Source organism: Herbaspirillum sp. 1130, from assembly GCF_017833835.1.
GTDB classification, from domain to species: Bacteria; Pseudomonadota; Gammaproteobacteria; order Burkholderiales; family Burkholderiaceae_D; genus Herbaspirillum; species Herbaspirillum huttiense.
On record NZ_JAFICQ010000003.1, the window covers coordinates 498,465 to 519,931 of the forward strand.

Sequence of the window (21,467 nt, forward strand, 5' to 3'; positions counted from 1 at the left end):
CTCTGAAAACAAAAAGCCCGGTCACCAGGACCGGGCTTTTTGCATGAATCTTTGGGGTGGCTGATGGGACTCGAACCCACGACGACAGGAATCACAATCCTGGACTCTACCAACTGAGCTACAGCCACCGTCGACTGTCAGACAGACTTGCGTCCGTCATCAAGTAAGCAAAAGATTATACAAACACTTGCAGGGAATGGCAACATATTTCAATGCAAATTGGCAATTGCCCTGAAATTTCTTTCCGCAACCCTACCCATCCGCGTCAGCCGCCCGTTTGCGGCTGCAAGGCCTGCACCGGCGGATCAAGCTTGAGCAGTCCCCGGAAAGCCTGTTCCAGCGTCGAGCGGCTGGCCGTGGTGAAGCCGGCCAGCGAACCGGTCGCTGCTTGCGCTTCCAGGCCTTCGGTGGCCAGCAGGCGTTGCAACTGCCGGGTCACGGCCTGGCCGGTATCGATGATGTCGGGAACGCCGCCCGCCAGGCGCTGGCAGACGCTTTCGATGGCTGGTCGCACGAAGGGGTAGTGGGTGCAGCCCAGTACCAGCGTATCGGCCCCTTGTTCCAGCAGCGGACCCAGGTAGCGCTCCAGCAATTGCACCGTGGCCGGCGAATACAGTTCGCCTTTCTCGATCAGGTCCACCAGCCCCACGCAAGCCTGGGGCAGGTAGCGCACCTGATACCGGGCTTCCATCTGCTGCTGCAGCAAGGCAAAGCGCTGGCTGGCCAGGGTGCTGCGGGTGGCCAGGACGCCGACGGTGCCGCTGCGGGTTTGCTGCGCGGCCGGCTTGAGGCCGGGTTCGATGCCTACCACGACCAGTTGTGGCCAGCGCGCGCGTATCGCCTGGATGGCCGCCGCCGTAGCCGTGTTGCAGGCCACCACCAGGGCCTTGATTCCCTGCTCCAGCAAGAAGGACGCGATGGTCAGCGAGCGCTCCACGATCTGTGCCTCGGTCTTGTCACCATAGGGTGCATAGCCGGAGTCGGCGAAGTAGATCAGCTGTTCACGGGGCAGGGTGGAATGAATGTGCCGCAGCACCGACAAGCCGCCGATGCCGGAATCGAAAATGCCGACCGCAGCGTTGGCTGCGGCCGGCATCGGGCTACTGCTGTCGGACCCGGCGGCAGAAGGCGCACTGACCTGCTTGACGGCTTCATTCATGGTGCTGCGCGCGCTCCTGCAACGGGCTCGGCCTGGTATCGAATCAGGCCGTGGTGACGGGAATCTTGGACAGGGACACGCTCTGGGCGATCTTTTCCTTCCATTCGGCCGGCCCGGTGTTGTGCACCGAGATGCCGTTGGCGTCCACGGCCACCGTCACCGGCATGTCCTTGACGTCGAACTCGTAGATCGCTTCCATGCCCAGGTCGGCAAAGCCCAGCACCTTGGCCGACTTGATCGCCTTGGACACCAGGTAGGCCGAACCACCCACGGCCATCAGGTAGGCCGACTTGTGCTTCTTGATCGCCTCGATGGCGGCCGGGCCGCGCTCGGACTTGCCGATCATGGAGATCAGGCCGGTCTGCTCCAGCATCATGTCGGTGAACTTGTCCATGCGGGTGGCGGTGGTCGGGCCAGCCGGACCCACCACTTCGTCGCGCACCGGATCGACCGGGCCGACGTAGTAGATCACGCGATTGGTGAAGTCCACCGGCAGCTTCTCGCCCTTGGCCAGCATGTCCTGGATGCGCTTGTGGGCGGCATCGCGGCCGGTCAGCATCTTGCCGTTCAAGAGCAGGGTCTGGCCCGGCTTCCAGGAGGCGACTTCTTCCTTGGTCAGGGTGTCCAGGTTGACGCGCTTGGACTTCTCGGTGTCGGCCACCCAGTGCACTTCCGGCCAATCCGACAGCGACGGCGGTTCCATGTAGGCCGGGCCCGAACCATCCAGCACGAAGTGGCCGTGACGGGTCGCGGCACAGTTGGGGATCATCGCCACGGGCTTGGAAGCCGCGTGGGTCGGGTGCATCATGATCTTCACATCCAGCACGGTGGTCAGGCCGCCCAGGCCCTGTGCGCCGATGCCCAGTGCATTAACCTTCTCATAGAGCTCGATCCGCAGCTCTTCGGTCTTGTTCTGCGGGCCGCGCTTCAGGAGCTCGTACATGTCGATGTCTTCCATCAGCACTTCCTTGGCCATCAGCATGGCCTTCTCGGCCGTGCCGCCGATACCGATGCCCAGCATGCCCGGCGGGCACCAGCCGGCGCCCATGGTCGGGACCGTCTTGAGGACCCAGTCCACCAGGTTGTCGGAGGGGTTGAGCATGACGAACTTGGTCTTGTTCTCGGAGCCACCGCCCTTGGCGGCAATCTGCACGTCCACGGTGTTGCCGGGCACCAGTTCCATGTGGATCACGGCCGGGGTGTTGTCCTTGGTGTTCTTGCGCTCGAATTGCGGGTCGGCCACGATGGAGGCGCGCAGCACGTTGTCCGGGTGCGAGTAGCCACGGCGCACGCCTTCGTTGACGGCGTCGGCAATCGAGCCCGAGAAGCCCTCGAAGCGCACGCCCATGCCGATCTTCAGGAACACGTTGACGATGCCGGTGTCCTGGCAGATCGGGCGCTTGCCCTCGGCGCACATGCGCGAGTTGGTCAGGATCTGGGCGATCGCATCCTTGGCGGCCGGGCTCTGCTCGGTCTCGTAGGCGCGCGCCAGATGCTGGATGTAATCGGCCGGATGGTAGTAGCTGATGTACTGCAGCGCGGCGGCGACGGATTCGATGAGATCGTCTTGCTTGATGATGGTCATGGCTGGTTCTCTCGGTTTGGATGAGGCAAAGTCAGTGCGGCTTGTCGGAGGGTTCGGAAGGATGCACCATCAGCCGGTCGCAATACGCGATGGCCATGGCCGACAAGAGGAAGGCGATATGGATGCCGGTCTGGGCGATGAGCGTCTTGGCGTCATACAGATTGGCATTGATGAAGGTTTTGAGGAGGTGGATCGACGAGATCCCGATGATGGCCGTGGCCAGCTTGACCTTCAGGACAGAAGCGTTCACATGCGAGAGCCACTCGGGCTGGTCCGGATGGCCTTCCAGGTTCATGCGCGAGACGAAGGTTTCATATCCGCCCACGATCACCATGATCAGCAGGTTGGAAATCATCACCACGTCGATCAAGGCCAATACCACCAGCATGATGGTTTGTTCATTGAGCTTCTCGGGGCGGGTGGCGCCGGGAATGGCGACCGCATCCAGAATGTGGTCCAGCGAACTGGCGCTGCCCATGGCCGCGCCGATCAGGTCCACCAGCTCGACCCAGAAGTGATACACGTAGACGCACTGCGCCAGGATCAGGCCCAGGTAGAGCGGCAGCTGCAGCCAGCGGCTCATGAAAATCAGGTTGGGCAGGATGCCGATCTTGCGGGGAGGCTGGGGCGACGAGTTTTTCATGGGTGTCCGTGCTACGCGTGATTCTGGCTGAGGATGACGATATCCGGTGCGCCGCTGCTGCTGCGTTTGCGTTCACTGTCCGGCTCCGGATTTGGGGCCGTATTCTACACGCCCTTGGCCCATTTCCGGGGCCTGCCCTGCATCCCGCGTGCGCAGTGCCTGCGGGAAACATCGACCTGTGCCAGAATGCCAATATGTTGTCTTGAACACCAGAGAACATCGCAGCGATATGAAGGTCTGCGTCCATGGAGCCAGCCGGGTGCGGTCCTGCCCGGGTTGGCGCAAGGGGGCAGCCATCGCTGTCCCAGCCCTGATGCAAGCGGCCTCCCGCCCGACAGGGGCGCTGCTTGTGTAAGGACTGAGTAAGTGAAACGGCCTATGTTTTGCGGAAAGCAAAAACAAACCTACTGGAGACTACCGTGGCAGACATCGAGACATTCAAGCAAGAGAACCGCGTATTCGCACCCCCGGCCGAGCTGGCCCGTCACGCCGCCATTTCGGGCATGGACGCCTACCAGGCCCTGAACGCCGAATTCGAGAAAGACTACGAAGGCACCTGGGCCAAGCTGGCCAAGGACAACCTCAACTGGCACAAGCCCTTCACCCAGACCCTGGATGAATCCAACGCCCCGTTCTACAAGTGGTTCGCCGATGGCCAGGTGAACGTCTCGTACAACTGCCTGGACGTCAACCTGGAAAACGGCAATGCCGACAAGACCGCCGTCATCTTCGAAGCCGACGACGGCAAGGTGACCCGCGTGTCCTATCGCGAACTGCACCAGAAGGTCTGCCAGTTCGCCAATGGCCTCAAATCGCTGGGCATCAAGAAGGGCGACCGCGTGGTCATCTACATGCCCATGTCGGTCGAAGGTGTGGCGGCCATGCAGGCCTGTGCCCGTATCGGCGCGACACACTCGGTGGTCTTCGGCGGCTTCTCCGCCAAATCCCTGCACGAGCGGGTGATCGATGCCGGTGCCGTGGCCGTGCTGACCGCCGACTACCAGGTGCGCGGCGGCAAGCAGCTGCCGTTGAAATCGATCGTCGACGAAGCCCTGGCCATGGGCGGCTGCGATACCCTGAAGCACGTGGTGGTCTACAAGCGCGCCGGTGCCGAGATCAACTGGGTCGAAGGCCGTGACCTGTGGCTCTCCGACGTGGTCGCGAACCAGCCCGACACCTGCGAGCCGGAATGGGTGGATGCCGAGCATCCGCTGTTCATCCTCTACACATCAGGTTCCACCGGCAAGCCCAAGGGCGTGCAGCATTCGTCGGCGGGCTACCTGCTGTGGGCCGTGCTGACCATGAAGTGGACCTTCGACATCAAGCCCGACGATGTCTACTGGTGCACCGCCGACATCGGCTGGATCACCGGCCACACCTACATCGCCTACGGCCCGCTGGCCGTGGGGGCGACCCAGATCGTCTTCGAAGGCGTGCCGACCTATCCGAACGCCGGTCGCTTCTGGGACATGGTGGCGCGCCACAAGGCCACCATCTTCTACACTGCGCCGACGGCGATCCGTTCGCTGATCAAGGCGGCCGATGCGGATGAGAAGGTTCATCCCAAGCAATACGACCTGTCTTCGCTGCGCATCCTCGGTTCGGTGGGCGAGCCCATCAATCCGGAAGCCTGGATGTGGTACTACAAGAACGTTGGCCGCGAGAACTGCCCCATCGTCGATACCTTCTGGCAGACCGAGACCGGCGGCCACATGATTTCGCCGCTGCCGGGTGCCACGCCCCAGGTGCCGGGTTCGTGCACGCTGCCGCTGCCGGGCATCACGGCGGCCATCGTCGACGAGACCGGCAACGACATCCCCAACGGCAATGGCGGCATCCTGGTGGTCAAGCGTCCGTGGCCGTCGATGATCCGCACCATCTGGAATGATCCGGAACGCTTCAAGAAGAGTTACTTCCCGGAAGAACTGGGTGGCAACATCTACCTCGCCGGCGACGGCGCGGTGCGCAACAAGGAGACCGGCTACTTCACCATCACCGGCCGTATCGATGATGTGCTCAACGTGTCGGGTCACCGCATGGGCACCATGGAAATCGAATCGGCGCTGGTGGCCAACAGCATCGTGGCTGAAGCGGCCGTGGTGGGCAAGCCGGATGAAACCACCGGCGAATCGATCTGCGCCTTCGTGGTGTTGAAACGTCCGCGCCCGACCGGTGAAGAAGCCAAGCAGATCGCCAAGGAATTGCGCGACTGGGTGGCCAAGGAAATCGGCCCCATCGCCAAGCCCAAGGAAATCCGCTTCGGCGACAACCTGCCCAAGACGCGCTCCGGCAAGATCATGCGTCGTTTGTTGCGCGTGCTGGCCAAGGGCGAGGCGATCACCCAGGACGTTTCCACGCTGGAAAATCCGGCCATCCTGGATCAGCTGAAAGAAGCGCAGTAAGCCTGAAGCCGCCGCAGCAAGGCGGTGACAGGCTAGCCGGCAGGGCGGGGCGTTGTCGTATGGATGCCGGGTCCTGCTGGTTTTTTCATGGTCTTTTTGAAAAAGATGCAGAAAAGACTTGGCTTCGGCGAGAAGCTTGCTATAATGCATGGCTTCGCTGAACGCGAACCCGAATCTAGGAGAGGTGGATGAGTGGTTTAAGTCGCACGCCTGGAAAGCGTGTATAGGTTCATAGCCTATCGGGGGTTCGAATCCCCCCCTCTCCGCCACAATGAAAAACCCGCTGATACGTCAGCGGGTTTTTTTATGTCCCGGCGTGATGCCTGGTTCATTCGTGCTCGTCGCGGGTCAGTGCATCATCCCCCCTGCACCCGCACCAGCCTCATCGCGCAACGCCAGTTCTTCCCGCTCCTCGATGAAGAGCAGGAATTCCATATGATTGCGCGCATGCACCCACGCCGCCAGCGTGCGGTCGCTGTGTACTTGCAAGGCGTGGATGTGACTGGCGATCAACGCACCCAGATGTTGACGGATCTCGAACGATTCCGCCCCCGCCGCGTGCATGCCCACCAGGCAATTGCGGGTGGCATTGCGGATGAGGTCACCGACGATCAGATTGGCCCCGGCCATCTCGGCCAGTTTCCTGACGATCAATACATATCTGCCAGCGATATCCTCTGCAAAACTGTTTAGCATCATTTCTCCTCTGCCCAGACCTTACCGCGCTTTGTTGACGCAACACCATCGGGATAATCCTGATCCGCCTTCTCATCAAGCGGGAGACGGCCCGTCTCTTCTCAGGCAATCTCTGATGGCGAGGCCTGCCGGTGCGAACAATAATGGCACCACGAGACGTCACCGTTCAGGGGAGAACCATGCAAGCGTGTCCGATCAAGGTGGCGTCCAGAGCGGCCAAGGGCTTCGTGGCCGCCGTCTGCATCATCATCCTCATTCTGGAAGCCTGGACCAGCTGGCATGAACACACGGCCGAGATGGAGGAATCCTTCCGCTCCACCGCCAACATGGCGCTGGCGCTGTCCCAGCACGCCGACCAGGCGCTGGACGAGGTCGACATCGTCCTCAAGGCCGTGATGGAGCAGGTACCGGGCAAGCCGCTCGCCGTGGCCGGCAATGAGCGGCTGCACAACTTTCTGGTGCGAACCGTCGGCGAGGTGCCGCAACTGGCAGGCCTGTTCATCTATGACGAAAAAGGGAAGTGGCTGGCCTCCTCGCAGCCGGTCCTGGAAACGCGCTTCAACAACAGCGACCGTGATTATTTCCGTCACCATCAGGCCAATCGCCTCGATTCTCCCTTCATCGGCAAGCCCATCCGCAGCAAGTCCACCGGCCACTGGGTGCTCACCATGAGCCGCCGCATCAACAAGCCCGATGGCTCGTTCGGCGGCGTCGTCCTGGCCACGCTGGACATCCAGTTCTTCGAGCGCTTCTATCAGAAGTTCGATATCGGCCAGCAAGGCGTCGTGCTGTTCGGTGCCAACGACGCCACCATTCTCTATCGCCGGCCGCTGCGCCCGGACTCCATGGGCAAGTCACTCGCGCAATCCCCCCTGATCCAGCAATACGTCAAGCTGCAGGACCAGGGAGTGGTCGAGCTGCGCTCAACGCAGGATGGGGTTCTGCGCATCAACGGCTTCAAGCATCTCAGCAATTACCCGCTCTTCGTCATCGTCGGCCTATCGAAGGAGGAGATCCTGCAGAGCTGGACACGGCACATCATGGTGCGTGCACTGGGCATTGCCTTGCTGCTGTTCGCCATCTGGTACGGCGGCAACAAGATGGTCGCGCAGGTAGCGCTCAGGGAGCGCGCGCAAGCCGAAGCAGTGCGGGCACAAGCCGAGCTGGAAACCATGTTCGAATTGCTGCAGAAACAGTCGCGCCGTGACGGTCTGACCGGTGCCATCAATCGCCGTCATTTCGATGAATTGCTGGAGGTGGAAGCGGCGCGTTTCGCGCGCGTGGGCGGGGCGTTCTCACTGCTCATGATCGATGTCGATCACTTCAAGCAATACAACGATCACTATGGCCACGTGGTGGGCGATGTCTGCCTGCGCAACATCGCAGCGGCCATCTCCGGGGCGGCACAGCGCGAGATTGATACGGTGGCGCGTTACGGTGGCGAAGAATTTTCCGTACTGCTGCCGGAATGCGGCAGCGCCGGTGCCATCGTGGTAGCGGAACGAATTGTTGCGGCCGTCAGGGCCATGGGCATTTCGCACGCGACCAGCGACAAGGGCCGGGTCACGGTCAGCATCGGCATCACATCCATCACGTCTGCGGAGGGCTTCTCCTATCAACCGCGCGAACTGATCGAAAACGCCGACAAGGCGCTCTACCAAGCCAAGGACACAGGGCGTGACCGGGCAGTCTTCCGCGAATTCATCGGCCGGAAACCGATGCTGGCCTGGTCGGCCTAGTCAGGAAAGCCGGGCCTTATTCCGGCTTCTGCTCCTGCCGCTCATCGTCGGCGGCATTCGGGCTTTTCTCCACCAGCACGCCGCCCCGTCCCATGCGCTGGATGCCGGCCGGGGCGTTCAGTGGCGGCTGTCCACCTAGCGTACCTTCATGGCCCTCGGGCTCTTTCTCGAAATGGGTCTGCGTGGCCCCTTCCTTGGGGCGTCGTGGCTGGTTCTCGTCACGTTCAATGTCATGCCGGTCAGTATGGTCAGGCTGGTTCATGATGGTCTCCTTGAAATCACAAGGTAGACCGTTCGCTTGCATCGCGTTATCGGAGTCCCCAGCACAATGGCGTCAGCCAGGCACCGACAAGCCTCAATCGGCGTCGTCCATCACGCGCAAGGCGCGTTTCCGGATCTTTTCCATGGCGCGCATCAAGGCCTCGCGTTCGCTGCAGCTCAGCGCTTGCAGGAGATGGGCTTCGCGCTCTTCCACCATCGGCACGATCTTGCGGTACAGCTTGCGCCCTTGGGCCGTGGGCTTGACGATGCGCGCGCGAGCGTCATCCGCGCTGGGCTGCCGCAGCACCAGGCCATCCTGTTCCATGCGCGCCAGCGCGCGGCTGACCTGCATCTTGTCCAGTGAAGTATGGGGCACCAGATCACTGGCCTGCATCTGGCCCTCTTCGGCCAGGGCCGCCAGGATGCGCCATTCGTCGCGGCTCAGGCCGAAGCGATCGGCATAGACCTCTGCCACCGAACGGCTCACCGCCTCGGCCAGCTGGGCCAGTTGATAGGGGAAAAAATCTTGCAGTTTCATTCCGACATGGTAACAGACGTTACCAAGTCGACACGGCAGCGGCACGCTTGATCCACATCAATGACCCTGCACGCGAGGACCTTCCTGCCCCTGCCGCACGTTGACCCTGATCGAGCCTCGTCAATATAGTAACAACCGTTACTAATTCAAACACAAAGACGAAGCCCTCAAGGAGACTGCCATGAAGATCGATCGCATCCATCACGTTGCCTACCGCTGCAAGGACGCCAGAGAAACCGTGCTCTGGTACCAGAAATATCTGAACATGGATTTCATCCTGGCCATCGCCGAAGACCAGGTACCCTCGACCAAGGCCCCCGATCCCTACATGCACATCTTCCTCGATGCCGGGCAGGGCAATGTGCTGGCCTTCTTCGAGATCCCGAATTCACCGCCCATGGGGCGCGACTCCAATACCCCGGCCTGGGTGCAGCACATTGCCTTCAAGGTGGACAGCGAGGCCACCCTCAGGGAGGTCATGCAGCGTCTGCAGGCCGATGGCATCGAGGTGGTGGGCATCACCGATCACACCATCTTCAAATCCATCTATTTCTTCGATCCCAGCGGCCACCGCGTCGAACTTGCTGCCGATTGCGCCAGTCCGCAGCAGCTGCAGCGGCTGGACGAAGTCAAATGGGACATGCTGGACGAATGGTCACGCACCCGCCGCGCACCGAAACATGCCGCCTGGATGCATGTGCAGGAATTCACGGCAGCCGGTCACTGATCCGATAAAAAATTGACAGCGCCATCCCCCCCGATGATCCCAAGGAGACACCATGCAAAGCACCTACACCTATCCCCGTTTCGCCTATCAAGCCTCGGATGAGCAGCGCAGCGGCCAGCCGCAGCGCCACCCGGTGGTCATCATCGGTGCCGGTCCCATCGGCCTGACTGCCGCCCTGGAGTGCGCCGCGCGCGGCCTGCCCGCCGTCGTGCTGGATGACAATGACACCGTGAGCATCGGTTCGCGTGCGGTCTGCTATGCCAAGCGTCCGCTGGAGATCTGGGATCGTCTGGGCGTGGCGCAGCGCATGGTGGACAAGGGCGTGGGCTGGCAGCTGGGCAAGGTATTTTTTGAAGATCGCCAGGTCTATCAGTTCGACCTGCTGCCCGAGGCCGGCCACAGGATGCCGGCCATGATCAACCTGCAGCAATACTATCTGGAAGAGTATCTGGTAGAAGCCTGCGCGGCGCATCCGCTCATCGACCTGCGCTGGAAGCATGCGCTGGTGGCCCTGAAGCAGGATGATGACGGTGCCACCCTGACCGTGGAAACACCCGACGGCAGCTTCACCATGCAGGCCGACTGGATCATCGCCTGCGACGGAGCCAACAGCGATACGCGCAAGATGGTCGGTGCGCAGTTCACCGGCCAGTTCTTCCAGGACCGCTTCCTCATCGCCGATGTCATCATGAAGGCGGACTTCCCGACCGAGCGCTGGTTCTGGTTCGATCCGCCTTTCCATCGCGGCCAGAGCGTGTTGCTGCACAAGCAGTGCGACAACGTCTGGCGCATCGATTTCCAGCTCGGCTGGGACGCCGATCCCGAGGAAGAAAAGAAGCCCGAAAACGTCATCCCGCGTATTCAGGCGATGCTGGGGCCAGAGGTGGAATTCGAGCTGGAATGGGTTTCCGTCTACCAGTTCGCCTGCCGCCGCATCGACAACATGCGCTACCAGCGCGTGCTCTTTGCCGGTGACGCTGCGCATCAGGTATCTCCCTTCGGGGCGCGCGGTGCCAATACCGGCGTGCAGGACATCGACAACCTGATCTGGAAACTCAAGCTGGTCATCGATGGCCAGGCCCCGGTCAGCTTCATCGACAGCTATCACGAAGAGCGCGCTTTCGCGGCCGACGACAACCTGCGCCAGTCCACCCGCTCCACCGATTTCATCACACCCAAGAGCCGTGCCAGCCGCGTGCTGCGCGATGCCGTCCTGACGCTGGCCGAGCACGAACCGTTCGCCCGCACGCTGGTCAACAGCGGCCGCCTGTCCACGCCGACACCTTATGTGAGTTCGTCCCTGAACACCCCCGACAGCGTGCCGTTCGGCGAGCGCATGGTCCCCGGCACGCCCTGCGCGGATGCGCCGGTGCGGCAGGGGAGCCGGCCCGGATGGCTGCTCAGTCAGCTGGGCGAAGGCTTCACGGTGCTGGTATTCGGTGCGGGAGATTTCCCCGTCAGTCTGCAGGCAGCGGGTCTGGAGATTCCGGTCAAGACCATCGGTCCCGCCGGTTCCGGGGCCCTGCTGGAGGATGTGCAGGGACTGGCCGCGCAGCGCTATGCTGCGCACGAAGGATGCGCTTACCTGATCCGGCCGGACCAGCACGTGGCGGCCCGCTGGTCGCGCTTCGACCCGCTGCAGATCGCTGCCGCCGTCAACCGCTGCGTCGGTCACTGCATGGTGCAGGCCGCCTGCGCCTGACGGGCGCGCTTGAGGTGATACATGCCCTGGTCGGCACAGGCCAGCAGGGCATCCATCGACTTGCCGTCATCGGGATAGCGTGCATGGCCCAGGCTCGCGCTCACCGTCAGCATCGTATGGCCGATCTGGAAGGGGGCAGCGAGCGCCTGGGTGAGCTTGTCGCGGATGATGCGGATGTCGCCGCTGGCGACGATGTCGGTGAGCACCACGAATTCATCACCGCCAATGCGGGCGATGGTATCCGCATGCCGCAGGCTCGCCCCCAGTCGTTCGCCGATCTGCAGCAACAGCAGATCACCGGCGGCGTGGCCGTGGCGATCGTTGACCAGCTTGAAACCATCCAGATCCAGGAACAGCAACGCGAAGCTGCCCTGTGCGCGCTCGGCGCGGGCGATCGCAGCGGCGATGCGTTGCTCCAGCAGGCTGCGGTTGGGCAGGCCGGTGAGGCCGTCGTAGAGCGCCTGCTGGCGCAGGCCGTCATTGGCGGCGCGGGCTTCGCGCAATTGCCGGTGCAGCTCGCGGCAACGGCCGCGCGCGGATGCCAGCAATGCGCCCAGCGTGCCCGCCAGGCCCAGTGAGGCGACGGCACCGAGGCCATCCAGTGAAGCGCCGGTCCAGACCCGCTGGACCAGCCTGAACCATTCGCCGTTATCCATCCCAAACATAAAAGACCGCGCTTTCTTTCATTGCCACGCAGATGAACCCTCTGCCATAGATGTTCCGGATCTCGAAACGGGCATGCGCCAATTGCCCCAGCTTCTTCCGGAGGCGATAGATGATGGTGTCGATGCGATGCGGATCGATGATCTCGGCCGTGATGTTGAGCGCATGCATCAGGTGTTCCACGCTGACCGGGAAGTGCGGGCTGAGGAACAGCGTCGTCAGGACCGCGCATTCCCGCTCGCTCAGCGCCACCCGTTCGTTGTGCGGACTGACCAGCGTGCCGCGGCGGCGATACAGGGTCCAGGCTTCTGCACTGCCTGCGGTCGGCGCATGGAGGATGCGCAGGCGTCGCAGGAAGGAGCGGATGGTCGCCAGCAGCAGGCCTTGCCGGATCGGTTTGTGCAGGATGTAATCGGCACCGTCGTGCAGGGCTTTCTCCTGCGCATCCTCGCTGAGCTGTTCGCCGATGACGACGATGCCGAGCATCGGAAACTTCTGCCGCAGATCGGCCACCAGCGGAAGCAAGCTGATGGTGAACCGGTGCGTCTCGATGATCAGGACAGCAGGCTTTTTTTTTGAATCTCGCCTTCCAGTTCCGACAAGGCCGCCACCGCCCGTACCGGCAAGCCGCTGGCATGCAAGGCCTTGAGCACAACGCCGGCTCCCTCGCCTGGATGCTCTACGATTAACACTGCCACGTCGTTCACATCCCCAAAATGAAACAACCCTGATAGTCCGCTCTTAACGGATGAGTATCATTATTGGTTACGTTATACCTGCTTTTGTGTAGCGGGAGTTTCACAGAAAATCTCGATTTTGTTATCAATTTGAAAGGCGCGGCGCGATCATTCCGCGCCTTGTGGCCGACCGCAAAAATGCGCCCATTGGCGTTTGCAGGCGAAAAAAAACGGCAACCCGCAGGTTGCCGTTCTTATGTTGCAAGCTGCCGGGAAGGTGGCAGCCAGGCGACAGGCGTGCTGTCGAAACACACGCAAGGCTCAGTAGATGTCCAATCCGAAATACTGTGCCACGTCGCCTTCGGTCCAGTCCTTGATGACATCGCGCTCCAGCAGCACGCGATATTCTGAACGCTGCAGGCCGTCGTTCTGCTGGACGATGCGGCTCTCCAGCGTATAGATGGTCTGGTGGATGCGGGTGGTCATCGAGGCATGTTTGATGATGCTGCCCGCTTGCGGTTCTTGTTGTTCGTCATTGGCAGGGATATCCATCAGCGTCCTCTCATTTCATCTGTGCGCGCCGCGCCAGGATCTTTTCGATCTTTTCCTTGAGCGTGGTGGCGTTGAAGGGTTTGACGATATAGCCATCCGCACCTTCCTGGGCTGCCGTGACGATGTTTTCCTTCTTGGCTTCGGCCGTGATCATCAGCACCGGCAGATGCGCCAGAGAAGGGGTGGAGCGGATCTTCTTGAGCAGGGTCAGGCCATCCATGACCGGCATGTTCCAGTCGGTCAGGACGAAGGTGATGTTGGAGGCGCCGGATTCCAGAATCTTCAGGGCCGTGGAGCCGTCATCGGCTTCCACGATCTTGGTGTATTCGAGTTCCTTGAGCAGGCCGCTGACGATGCGGCGCATCGTCGAAAAATCATCGACGACGAGAAAGTGTTGGTCTGTATCAGCCATGGTGAAAGCTACCTTGAGGGAAAGGTGGGGTGCGCAACAAACAGCAAATCGCGTGCCGGTGCTCCATTGAATGGCAGCGCCGACGGAACCGGCCGGCGCTACCGTTCAATGGAGCACCCGGGCCGGCCGGAGCGATTGCCGCGCAGCGCGCGGTCGTGGAGGATCAGCGGATCAGTTGCTCAGTGCCCACTTGCCTGCGCTGTTCTTGCAGTAACGCAATTTCAGCGGTTCGGTGCCACGCTTGCTGGTGACCACCAGGTCCACATTGGCGCAGGGCGGGGTGCTTTGCTCGAAGGCCGGGGTGATCTTGGCCGTGGTGGAGGGCTTGGGACCATCGGTCCACTGCGAGGTCTTGCCGCTCACGCCGGCGTCCAGGGACGCGGTGATGGCGGCATACAGGGAATTGATCTGTTCTTTCTTCAGATCGGCCACGGCCGTGTTGGAGAAGAAGTCCAGATTGGCCTGCGCGTGTGCCTGATGGCTCAGGACCGCGGCGCAGATCAGGCCAGCGTGGGCGGCCAGCTTCAGGAAGCGGAAGCGGGAGAGGGTACGCTTGTTCATGGCTTGCTCGTTTCTCAATATCGGGGGGTAAGTGGCGTCATCCGCCATCGGGGGGAATGGCGGCGACGTTCCAGCCACTGTTTATACCAGAAGTCACGGTGCGCCCAAACTTGTGCTTGCACGGTAAAGGTCCCGCTTTTCCTGCTTTGCGCTACGATGCGGCTCGTCATAATGCGCCAGACTGATGTCGTTACGTACACGATGCTTGCGCCGCAATTGCTCCGTGCACAGGCCATGCAAACGATTGCAGTGATTCATTTCCAATACAAGAAAAGGGGAAGCGATGAAGTCATGTCTGATGCGTGCCGGCCTGGTCCTGGGCGCACTGAGCGCCATGTTGTCCATCCTGCCAGTTGCGGCATCGGCCCAGGCCCCCGCCACCCCGGCGGTGCAGGCGGTGGCCTCCGGCGTTCGCTATCAGCTGATCGGCCGCTGGGATGTTGACAAGCTCAACACCATTTTGCAAAAGGATACGCTCGCATTCTCCGGTGTCCCCGTCAATTACTCCCCCGCACGCAATGCCGTGCGGCTCTATCGCATCACGTATCCTTCCGTGATTCCGGAGCGCGGCAACCAGCCTATCCTGGCCTCGGGCTTGCTGGCGTTGCCGGATACGCCTGCCCAATCCTATTCGCTGGTGTCCTATCAGCATGGCACCGTGTATGAAAGGCAGCAGGTGCCGTCCTTCCCCGAACAATCGCCCGAAACGCAGTTGATGATTGCCCAGTTCGCCGGGCAGGGCTATGCGCTCATCGGTGCCGATTATTTCGGCATGGGCATCTCCAGCGAGCCGGAAGGCTACATGGTCAAGGGCAGCCACCAGCAAGCCACCTATGACATGCTGCTGGCCGCGCGCAGCGTGCTGGCCAGCATGGGGGTGCGCGAGGACAAGCTGTTTCTCTCCGGGTGGTCGCAGGGTGGTTTCGTGACCATGGCCTTCCTTGAAAAACTGGAAGCGGCCGGCGTCAAGGTCGATGCGGCCACCACCGCCAGTGCGCCGCTGGACGTGTTCGCGCTGCTCGAAGGATTTCTCACTTTTCCACGCCCCAATGATGCGGCCTGGCTCAACAGCATCGTCATTCTGTCAGCCTTTGCCTTCGAAAATTATTACGGTGTGCCCGGGTTGGCGCGCTCGGTGCTCACTGATGCGGCCTACCCGGTCGCCAAGAATGCCTACGATCGGCAGCCCTTCAATGTGGCCGACATTCCGACCGACCTGCACAAGCTGATGCGGCCGGAATATTTTGACCCGCAGTATTTCGCCCGGTCCGCCTATGGCCGCCTGATCGCGACCACCCAGGCCTATCGCTGGGTGATCCGTTCCGACGTGCGCAATTACTATGGCGAAACGGATGAGGCCATCACCCCCGGCGTGGGCCGTATGGCCATGACCTATGCACAGGCCATGGGTTCGGGGAACACGCGGGTACAGGCGGTCTCCACCGGACCGACTACGCATCGCGGCACCTTTGCCACCGCAGTGCCAGCGTGGAAGCGCTGGTTCGATGAGAAGGTGGCGGGCCGGTAGCGCACCGCCTGAGGAGGTGGTGGCGCAGGCCGGATGGAAGGACGCAAGGGCCGAGCAGACCTGTCTCTGCCCCTCTGTTCCGCCCTGAGGTGGGAGCTCGGGAGGATTATCATTCCGGCACCGGTACCCCCGCCGGCCTCGACTCTTCTTACTCCACAATCCACATGAATCCTCTCCGCCGTCTCCGCCTTGGCCCCCGCCTGGCTGCGGGCTTTGCCGCCCTCCTGCTGTTGCTGGTGATCATCACCTTCATCGGCATCACTCGCATTTCTTCGCTGGACACTACCTCGTCCCAACTGAGCGGTGACATTTATCCCAAGGTCAATGCGGCCCAGAAGATGCAGTACCTGATGATGAATATCGCCCGTTCGGCGCGCAACATCATCATCCTGGACGATGATGCGCAGATGGCCAGCAACAAGCAGTCCATCGACAAGGACCTAGCGGAATTCCAGAAGGCGCTCGAATTTGTCCGCACCCACGTGGTGACCGACGAGGGCCGCCGTCTTGCTGCCCAGGCCGATGAGCAAAGCAAGGCGTATTTCGCTTTCACGGGCGATGTGGTGGCCCTTGGTCTGAAAAACCAGAACATCGAAGGACAGCGCCTGCTGTTCGGTCCGCGCTACAAGACCCAGGGTGATCTGCTGGCCACGCTGCAGCAACTGGTGACCCTGTTCGAGGGACAGATGCGTTCGGCCACCGAGGCCGCCCATGCGACTTACGTTACTTCTGCAACTATCCTCGGCGTCTCGGCGGCGGTGGCGATTCTGCTGGGCCTGATCGCTGCACTGGCCATCAGCCGCTCCATCACCGTACCGATGGCCGATGCCGTCGATGCGGCTCGCAAGGTCGCCAATGGCGACCTGACCAAGACCATCACCGACAGCGCACCGGATGAAACCGGCGACCTGCTCGGTGCGTTGCGCGAGATGAATACGTCACTGGTCGACATCGTTTCGAACGTGCGCACCGGTGCCGATACCATCGCCACCGCGTCGCAGGAAATCGCTGCCGGTAACCAGGACCTGTCGGCACGCACCGAACACCAGGCCAGTTCGCTGGAAGAAACCGCCTCTTCGATGGAGGAGTTGACCTCCACCGTACAGCAAAACAGTGCGAATGCCCGCCAGGCCGCGGAGATGGCACAGGCCGCTTCCAACGTCGCCGGGCAGGGTGGTGCCATCGTCGGCGACGTGGTCAGCACCATGGATGCCATCGATGCCTCCGCCCGCAAGATCGTGGACATCATCGGCGTGATCGACGGCATTGCCTTCCAGACCAACATCCTGGCGCTCAACGCCGCGGTGGAAGCGGCACGTGCAGGCGAGCAGGGACGCGGCTTTGCCGTGGTCGCTACCGAAGTGCGCAGCCTGGCCCAGCGTTCGGCGGCGGCCGCCAAGGAGATCAAGGTCCTCATCGGCGACTCTGTGGAGAAGGTCGACTCGGGTGCGCAACTGGTCAAGAAGGCCGGCCAGACCATGGATGAGATCGTGCAGAGCGTGGCCCAGGTCAATACCATCATCGGCCAGATCAGCGCCGCTGGTGAAGAGCAGCGCGCCGGCATCGAGCAGGTACACCAGGCCGTGGCGCAGATGGATGAGGTTACCCAGCAGAATGCGGCGCTGGTCGAGGAGGCGGCCGCCGCTTCACGCTCCATGCAGGGACAGGCCGCCGAACTGGCCGAGAAAGTGGCCGTCTTCCGCTTGCCACAGCAGGCAAGGGGTGCGTAGGGATAAGTCGCCGGGACGGCTCAGGCCGCCTAAGCCCCAGGAAAGCTGTCCAGATATCGGGCAGCTTTTTTTATGGGTGAAGGACGCCGATCACGCGCCATCGCCCGAAACGGCATGAGGAAAGGAATGGGGAAGAAAGCCGCAACCGGAACCGGTTGCGGCCAGGATGCATCAGTTGTCGGGCAGTTCGCCCTTGGCGGCCAGGTCGATGGCGCGCACGATGGCGACGGCTTTTTCGATCACTTCCGCCTGGCTGGAGACGCGCATGCTCTTCTTGAGGTGATGGATGTGATCGCGGGTCTTGCGGCTCACCGGGACGTTGAGGAAGCCATCCGGTTCGGTCAGGAACTGCGGCGGAACTACCACGACGGGCTCGATGGTCTTGGAACGCTTGGGCATGGGTATCTCCCTTGTGATTGGTCTGGAATGACGTTGGTAGAGTGCCTGCGGCAATATAACTTTGATCGTAAAGACAGAAGAACTTATTTCTTCGATTTTACGATTTTTATCTGGCCGCTCTTATCAGGCGGGAATACTGAGGCTGATCTTTGGCGGGATCGCAACAGCGACGATGCCCCCGCTTTTTATTCCTGCTTGGAGATCGTGTCAAGCGAATTTCTAAAGGTTTTCCCTTGTGGACAGGTTTCGCAATGCTTAGATTTTGTACCGCTATCATTCCTGCAGCGGATGGGCTTGTGTTCCGGCTTTCGCTCGGGGGACGCGCATTGGGGGGCGTGCAGACCTCGCATGCTTGTTTTCGGAAACCTTATAACTTGATGCAGTACGCTGACTGATATCCGGAGCGATATCAAAGTTCCGGGGCAGAGTCCGGTCATGGAAATGATTTACACCAGCCCCCGGCGGCTGGCATGCTCCTTGCAGAGTCCGGATGGCATGCTGGCGGTCCTGCTCCTGAGCAACGGCCCCGGAATGCGCGCACAGTCAATCGCGTGATTTTCTAAGTGTTTGTACGCTGCCCCGTTTTTGCACGCCACGTCCGACATCCACGACAACAAGGGAACCCTCATGAAGTTCGTCAAGACCATCCTCGCCCTGGCCGCTCTGGCCACCCTCACCGGTACCGCCTGTGCCGACAACCTGGCTGACATCCAGAAAGCCGGTGTGGTCAAGATCGGTGTGCCGCAGGACTTTGCGCCCTATGGCTCGGTCACGTCCGACCTGCAGCTGCAGGGCCTGGACATCGATGTGGCCAAGCTGGTGGCCAAGGGGCTGGGCGTGAAGGCCGAGCTGGTGCCGGTACCGATCTCCAGCCGCATGGCTTTCCTGCAGACGCACAAGATCGATCTCATCATTTCCACGCTGGGCAAGAATGCCGAGCGCGAAAAGGTGATCGATTTCTCGCAGGGCTATGCGCCCTACAACAACAGCGTCTTCGGCGTGGCCGCGATCAAGGTTGCCGGCCCGGCCGACCTGGCCAACCAGACTGTCGGGGTCGCCCGCTCCACCTTCGAGGACCTGATGCTGACCGACAGCGTGCCCAAGAGCACGGTCATCAAGCGCTATGAAGACAACAACGGGCTGATCTCGGCCTATGTCTCGGGCCAGGTGCAGATCGTTGGTACGGGCGACTTCGTGGCCTATGCGCTGGCGGAGAAGACCCCCAACAACAAGCCGCTGCTGAAGTACATCATCAATGTCTCGACCTGCTATGTGGGCATGAACAAGGGAGAGCCGGCGCTCATGGCCAAGGTCAACGAAGCGTTGACCGCCTCCAAGAAGAGCGGGGAGCTCAACGGCATCGTCAAGAAGTGGCTCAACGTGCCGCTGCCGGAGAAGATGGCGACCACTTACCAGTAAGCAGTCATCCCTCAGTGAACGGCCCGCATCGAAGTGCGGGCCGTTTTGCTTACTGGAAGGTAGTGGCCATTTTGGCGGGCAAGGGGACGTTCAGCCATTTCTGCACGATGGCATTGAGTTCGCCGCTTTTCTTGGCTGCCGTGAGGACCTCATTGACCTTGCCGAGCAGGGCGGCTTCGCCCTTGTTGAGTCCGACGCTGCAGCTCGATTCATTGATGATGTACTTGAGCACGGGCTTGTTGCCCGGTGCCTTCTCCGCCAGTGCATAGGCGACGAAATCGCCCGTGCCGACCAGTTGCACCTGGCCGGAGACATAGGCCGAGATCATGGCATTGTTGTCCTCGTAGCGTTTGATGGTGGCGCTCTTCGGGGCGGTATCGGTGAGCTGCAGATCCTGGAAGGTGCCACGTGCCACGCCCACGGTCTTGCCTGCCAGATCGGCCGGACCGCTTACCTGTACCGAGGCCACCCCAAAGACGCTGTTGTTGTAGGGCGCATAGGATTGCGAGAAATCGATCACCTTTTCGCGCTCGGCGTTCTTGCCGAGGGTGGAGATGACCAGATCCGCCTTGTGCGTCTGCAGGTAGGCGATGCGGTTGGCGCTGGCCACCGGCACCAGCTGCACCTTGACGCCCATCTTCTGCGCGATCAGCTTGGCTACGTCGATATCCAGCCCTTGCAGCTGCAGGTCGGAGGTCACCGAACCGAAGGGGGCGAAGTCCTGCGGCACGGCGATGCGCACCGTGCCCGCCTTCTGGATATCGGCCAGTGCATCCGCCTGCGCGACTTGGGTGGACAGGCCCAGCAGGGCCAGCGAGACGGCGAGCACCGGTTTGGCAAATTTCATGTGATCCCTTTCGTTGAATGGACTGTATCGTGCCGGGCGGGTTTGCAATGACCATGCCAGCAGGCGTGCGGCTACTGAGCAACTGAAGTTGGTTGAGCGTGCACGCTGGCCGCATCGATGCGGGCGATGCTGATCCGGCATGGCGTCATGCCGATTGGGACTGGCTGATGGCGGGGCGGGGAGGGGCGATCTTGGGGCGGGGGTTCACCAAGTTTGCGCTTGTCCCGCTGCTCGATAATTCGGGATGGTTGGACGAAAAAAAGCCACGGATCACTCCGTGGCTTGCAGTAAAACACACCGGCCTGCCGCTATGCACGCTTCTGCGGTGCTCCCGGCTCTGCGGGACACACCGGCGGTGTGACAGGGAGACGGTGCAGTCTGCCCGAGTGCATCAGAAGGCCGGAACGACTGCGCCCTTGTACTTCTCTTCGATGAACTTCTTCACGTCCGGGGTATTCAAGGCGGCGGCCAGCTTCTTGATGGCGGCGCTGTCCTTGTTGTCTTCACGCGCCACCAGCAGGTTGGCATAGGGCGAGTTCGCATCTTCGATGAACAGCGAATCCTTGACCGGGTTCAGCTTGGCTTCCAGCGCATAGTTGGTGTTGATCAGGGCGACGTCGACCTGGTTCAGCACGCGCGGCAGGGTAGCCGCTTCCAGGGCGCGGAACTTCAGCTTCTTGGGGTTTTCCACGATGTCCTTCTGGGTCGAGGAAATGTTGGAGCTGTCCTTGAGCTTGATCAGGCCATTGCGGGCCAGCAGCAGCAGGGCACGGCCCGAGTTGGACGGATCATTGGGGATGGCGATGGTGGCACCGTCAGGAATGTCGGCGACCTTCTTGAACTTCTGCGAGTAGGCGGCGAAGGGCTCGACGTGGACCTTGGCTACCGGCACTTCGATGTCGTTCTTGTGGCTCTTCTTGAACTGGTCCAGGTAGGGCTGGTGCAGGAAGAAGTTGCCATCGACCTGCTTCTCGTTGGTCTGTGCGGCTGGCTGGATGTAATCGGTGAAGACCTTGACCTGCAGTTCAATGCCTTCCTTGGCCAGGGCCGGCTTGATGTGTTCCAGGATCTCGGCATGCGGCACGGGTGTGGCGGCAATCACCAGCTTGTCGGCGGCGTGGGCGCCCACGCTGAAGGCCAGGGCGGCACCGGCCACCAGTTGAGGGATCAGTTTGCGGATCATGGTTCTCTCCATTCTTTTGTAATGACTATCGATTGAACGTCGGT

At 61.4% G+C, this 21,467-nt stretch carries 21 protein-coding genes and 2 tRNA genes; 8 read left to right on the forward strand and 15 right to left on the reverse strand.

The annotated features are described in order from the left end of the window. Positions 1–52 precede the first annotated feature (52 nt). The 4 genes from JOD78_RS15805 to JOD78_RS15820 form a co-directional block, all read right to left on the reverse strand. Positions 53–128: transfer RNA gene (locus JOD78_RS15805), tRNA-His, on the reverse strand. Between the two features lie 137 nt (positions 129–265). After that, complete coding sequence (gene murI / locus JOD78_RS15810; protein WP_121038662.1) at positions 266–1,159, reverse strand: glutamate racemase; 894 nt, start codon at positions 1,157–1,159, stop codon at positions 266–268. Between the two features lie 43 nt (positions 1,160–1,202). Continuing rightward, a complete protein-coding gene (locus JOD78_RS15815) occupies positions 1,203–2,744 on the reverse strand; it encodes a fumarate hydratase (protein ID WP_075257626.1) in 1,542 nt (513 codons plus the stop codon). Positions 2,745–2,775: 31 nt separating this feature from the next. Next, a complete protein-coding gene (locus JOD78_RS15820; protein ID WP_039786063.1) occupies positions 2,776–3,387 on the reverse strand; it encodes a YqhA family protein in 612 nt (203 codons plus the stop codon). 419 nt (positions 3,388–3,806) lie between these two features. Between JOD78_RS15820 and acs the strand changes: the two genes are divergently transcribed. Continuing rightward, positions 3,807–5,789: an acetate--CoA ligase gene (acs, locus tag JOD78_RS15825; RefSeq protein WP_121038665.1), complete on the forward strand. Its 1,983-nt coding sequence runs from the start codon at positions 3,807–3,809 to the stop codon at positions 5,787–5,789. A gap of 178 nt (positions 5,790–5,967) precedes the next feature. Next, a tRNA-Ser gene (locus JOD78_RS15830) sits at positions 5,968–6,058 on the forward strand. Between the two features lie 79 nt (positions 6,059–6,137). Here the strand turns inward: JOD78_RS15830 and JOD78_RS15835 are convergent. Then, entirely contained in the window at positions 6,138–6,488 is a 351-nt protein-coding gene (locus JOD78_RS15835; RefSeq protein WP_245202154.1) for a hypothetical protein, read from the reverse strand. A gap of 176 nt (positions 6,489–6,664) precedes the next feature. Here JOD78_RS15835 and JOD78_RS15840 point away from each other — a divergent pair, with 176 nt between their 5' ends. After that, complete coding sequence (locus tag JOD78_RS15840) at positions 6,665–8,224, forward strand: sensor domain-containing diguanylate cyclase (protein WP_209568503.1); 1,560 nt, start codon at positions 6,665–6,667, stop codon at positions 8,222–8,224. 16 nt (positions 8,225–8,240) lie between these two features. On the opposite strand, the gene JOD78_RS15845 is transcribed toward JOD78_RS15840, so the two are convergent. After that, positions 8,241–8,486 (reverse strand): hypothetical protein, encoded by a 246-nt coding sequence (locus JOD78_RS15845; RefSeq protein ID WP_121038674.1) that lies wholly within the window; start codon positions 8,484–8,486, stop codon positions 8,241–8,243. A 93-nt stretch (positions 8,487–8,579) separates the two neighbouring features. Then, positions 8,580–9,023 carry a MarR family transcriptional regulator gene (locus JOD78_RS15850; RefSeq protein WP_121038677.1) on the reverse strand — a complete coding sequence of 148 codons (444 nt, stop codon included), beginning with the start codon at positions 9,021–9,023 and terminating at the stop codon, positions 8,580–8,582. Between the two features lie 181 nt (positions 9,024–9,204). Here JOD78_RS15850 and JOD78_RS15855 point away from each other — a divergent pair, with 181 nt between their 5' ends. Then, positions 9,205–9,750 carry a VOC family protein gene (locus JOD78_RS15855; protein ID WP_209568501.1) on the forward strand — a complete coding sequence of 182 codons (546 nt, stop codon included), beginning with the start codon at positions 9,205–9,207 and terminating at the stop codon, positions 9,748–9,750. A 52-nt stretch (positions 9,751–9,802) separates the two neighbouring features. After that, positions 9,803–11,452: an FAD-dependent oxidoreductase gene (locus tag JOD78_RS15860; protein WP_209568499.1), complete on the forward strand. Its 1,650-nt coding sequence runs from the start codon at positions 9,803–9,805 to the stop codon at positions 11,450–11,452. On the opposite strand, the gene JOD78_RS15865 is transcribed toward JOD78_RS15860, so the two are convergent. The 5 genes from JOD78_RS15865 to JOD78_RS15885 all read right to left on the reverse strand — a co-directional run bounded on the left by JOD78_RS15865 (position 11,422) and on the right by JOD78_RS15885 (position 14,317). Continuing rightward, on the reverse strand, positions 11,422–12,117 hold the full coding sequence (locus tag JOD78_RS15865) for a GGDEF domain-containing protein (protein WP_245202155.1): 696 nt from the start codon (positions 12,115–12,117) through the stop codon (positions 11,422–11,424). The two genes, JOD78_RS15860 and JOD78_RS15865, sit on opposite strands and share 31 nt — an antisense overlap. Continuing rightward, entirely contained in the window at positions 12,101–12,601 is a 501-nt protein-coding gene (locus JOD78_RS15870; RefSeq protein ID WP_034339558.1) for a winged helix-turn-helix domain-containing protein, read from the reverse strand. The genes JOD78_RS15865 and JOD78_RS15870 overlap by 17 nt, the downstream gene beginning before the upstream one ends. Positions 12,602–13,113: 512 nt before the next feature. Beyond that, positions 13,114–13,344 carry a hypothetical protein gene (locus JOD78_RS15875; RefSeq protein WP_134134888.1) on the reverse strand — a complete coding sequence of 77 codons (231 nt, stop codon included), beginning with the start codon at positions 13,342–13,344 and terminating at the stop codon, positions 13,114–13,116. Between the two features lie 10 nt (positions 13,345–13,354). Then, positions 13,355–13,756 (reverse strand): response regulator, encoded by a 402-nt coding sequence (locus JOD78_RS15880; RefSeq protein ID WP_034339540.1) that lies wholly within the window; start codon positions 13,754–13,756, stop codon positions 13,355–13,357. A 171-nt stretch (positions 13,757–13,927) separates the two neighbouring features. Next, on the reverse strand, positions 13,928–14,317 hold the full coding sequence (locus tag JOD78_RS15885; protein WP_121038692.1) for a hypothetical protein: 390 nt from the start codon (positions 14,315–14,317) through the stop codon (positions 13,928–13,930). 283 nt (positions 14,318–14,600) lie between these two features. Here JOD78_RS15885 and JOD78_RS15890 point away from each other — a divergent pair, with 283 nt between their 5' ends. Together JOD78_RS15890 and JOD78_RS15895 are read left to right on the forward strand one after the other, a co-directional pair. Further along, complete coding sequence (locus JOD78_RS15890) at positions 14,601–15,845, forward strand: alpha/beta hydrolase (RefSeq protein ID WP_245202156.1); 1,245 nt, start codon at positions 14,601–14,603, stop codon at positions 15,843–15,845. Positions 15,846–16,009: 164 nt separating this feature from the next. Then, positions 16,010–17,575 carry a methyl-accepting chemotaxis protein gene (locus JOD78_RS15895; RefSeq protein WP_209568497.1) on the forward strand — a complete coding sequence of 522 codons (1,566 nt, stop codon included), beginning with the start codon at positions 16,010–16,012 and terminating at the stop codon, positions 17,573–17,575. Positions 17,576–17,746: 171 nt separating this feature from the next. Here the strand turns inward: JOD78_RS15895 and JOD78_RS15900 are convergent, their stop codons facing one another. Then, positions 17,747–17,974, reverse strand: a complete 228-nt coding sequence (locus JOD78_RS15900; protein WP_034339550.1) for a hypothetical protein — start codon at positions 17,972–17,974, stop codon at positions 17,747–17,749. A 627-nt stretch (positions 17,975–18,601) separates the two neighbouring features. On the opposite strand from JOD78_RS15900, the gene JOD78_RS15905 reads away from it, so the two are divergent. Beyond that, entirely contained in the window at positions 18,602–19,393 is a 792-nt protein-coding gene (locus JOD78_RS15905; RefSeq protein WP_134134890.1) for a transporter substrate-binding domain-containing protein, read from the forward strand. A 49-nt stretch (positions 19,394–19,442) separates the two neighbouring features. Here JOD78_RS15905 and JOD78_RS15910 read toward each other — a convergent pair whose 3' ends face one another. Both JOD78_RS15910 and JOD78_RS15915 read right to left on the reverse strand, forming a co-directional pair. Continuing rightward, positions 19,443–20,240 (reverse strand): transporter substrate-binding domain-containing protein, encoded by a 798-nt coding sequence (locus JOD78_RS15910; protein WP_034339564.1) that lies wholly within the window; start codon positions 20,238–20,240, stop codon positions 19,443–19,445. A 391-nt stretch (positions 20,241–20,631) separates the two neighbouring features. After that, entirely contained in the window at positions 20,632–21,423 is a 792-nt protein-coding gene (locus tag JOD78_RS15915) for a MetQ/NlpA family ABC transporter substrate-binding protein (RefSeq protein ID WP_134134892.1), read from the reverse strand. Positions 21,424–21,467: the final 44 nt, after the last annotated feature.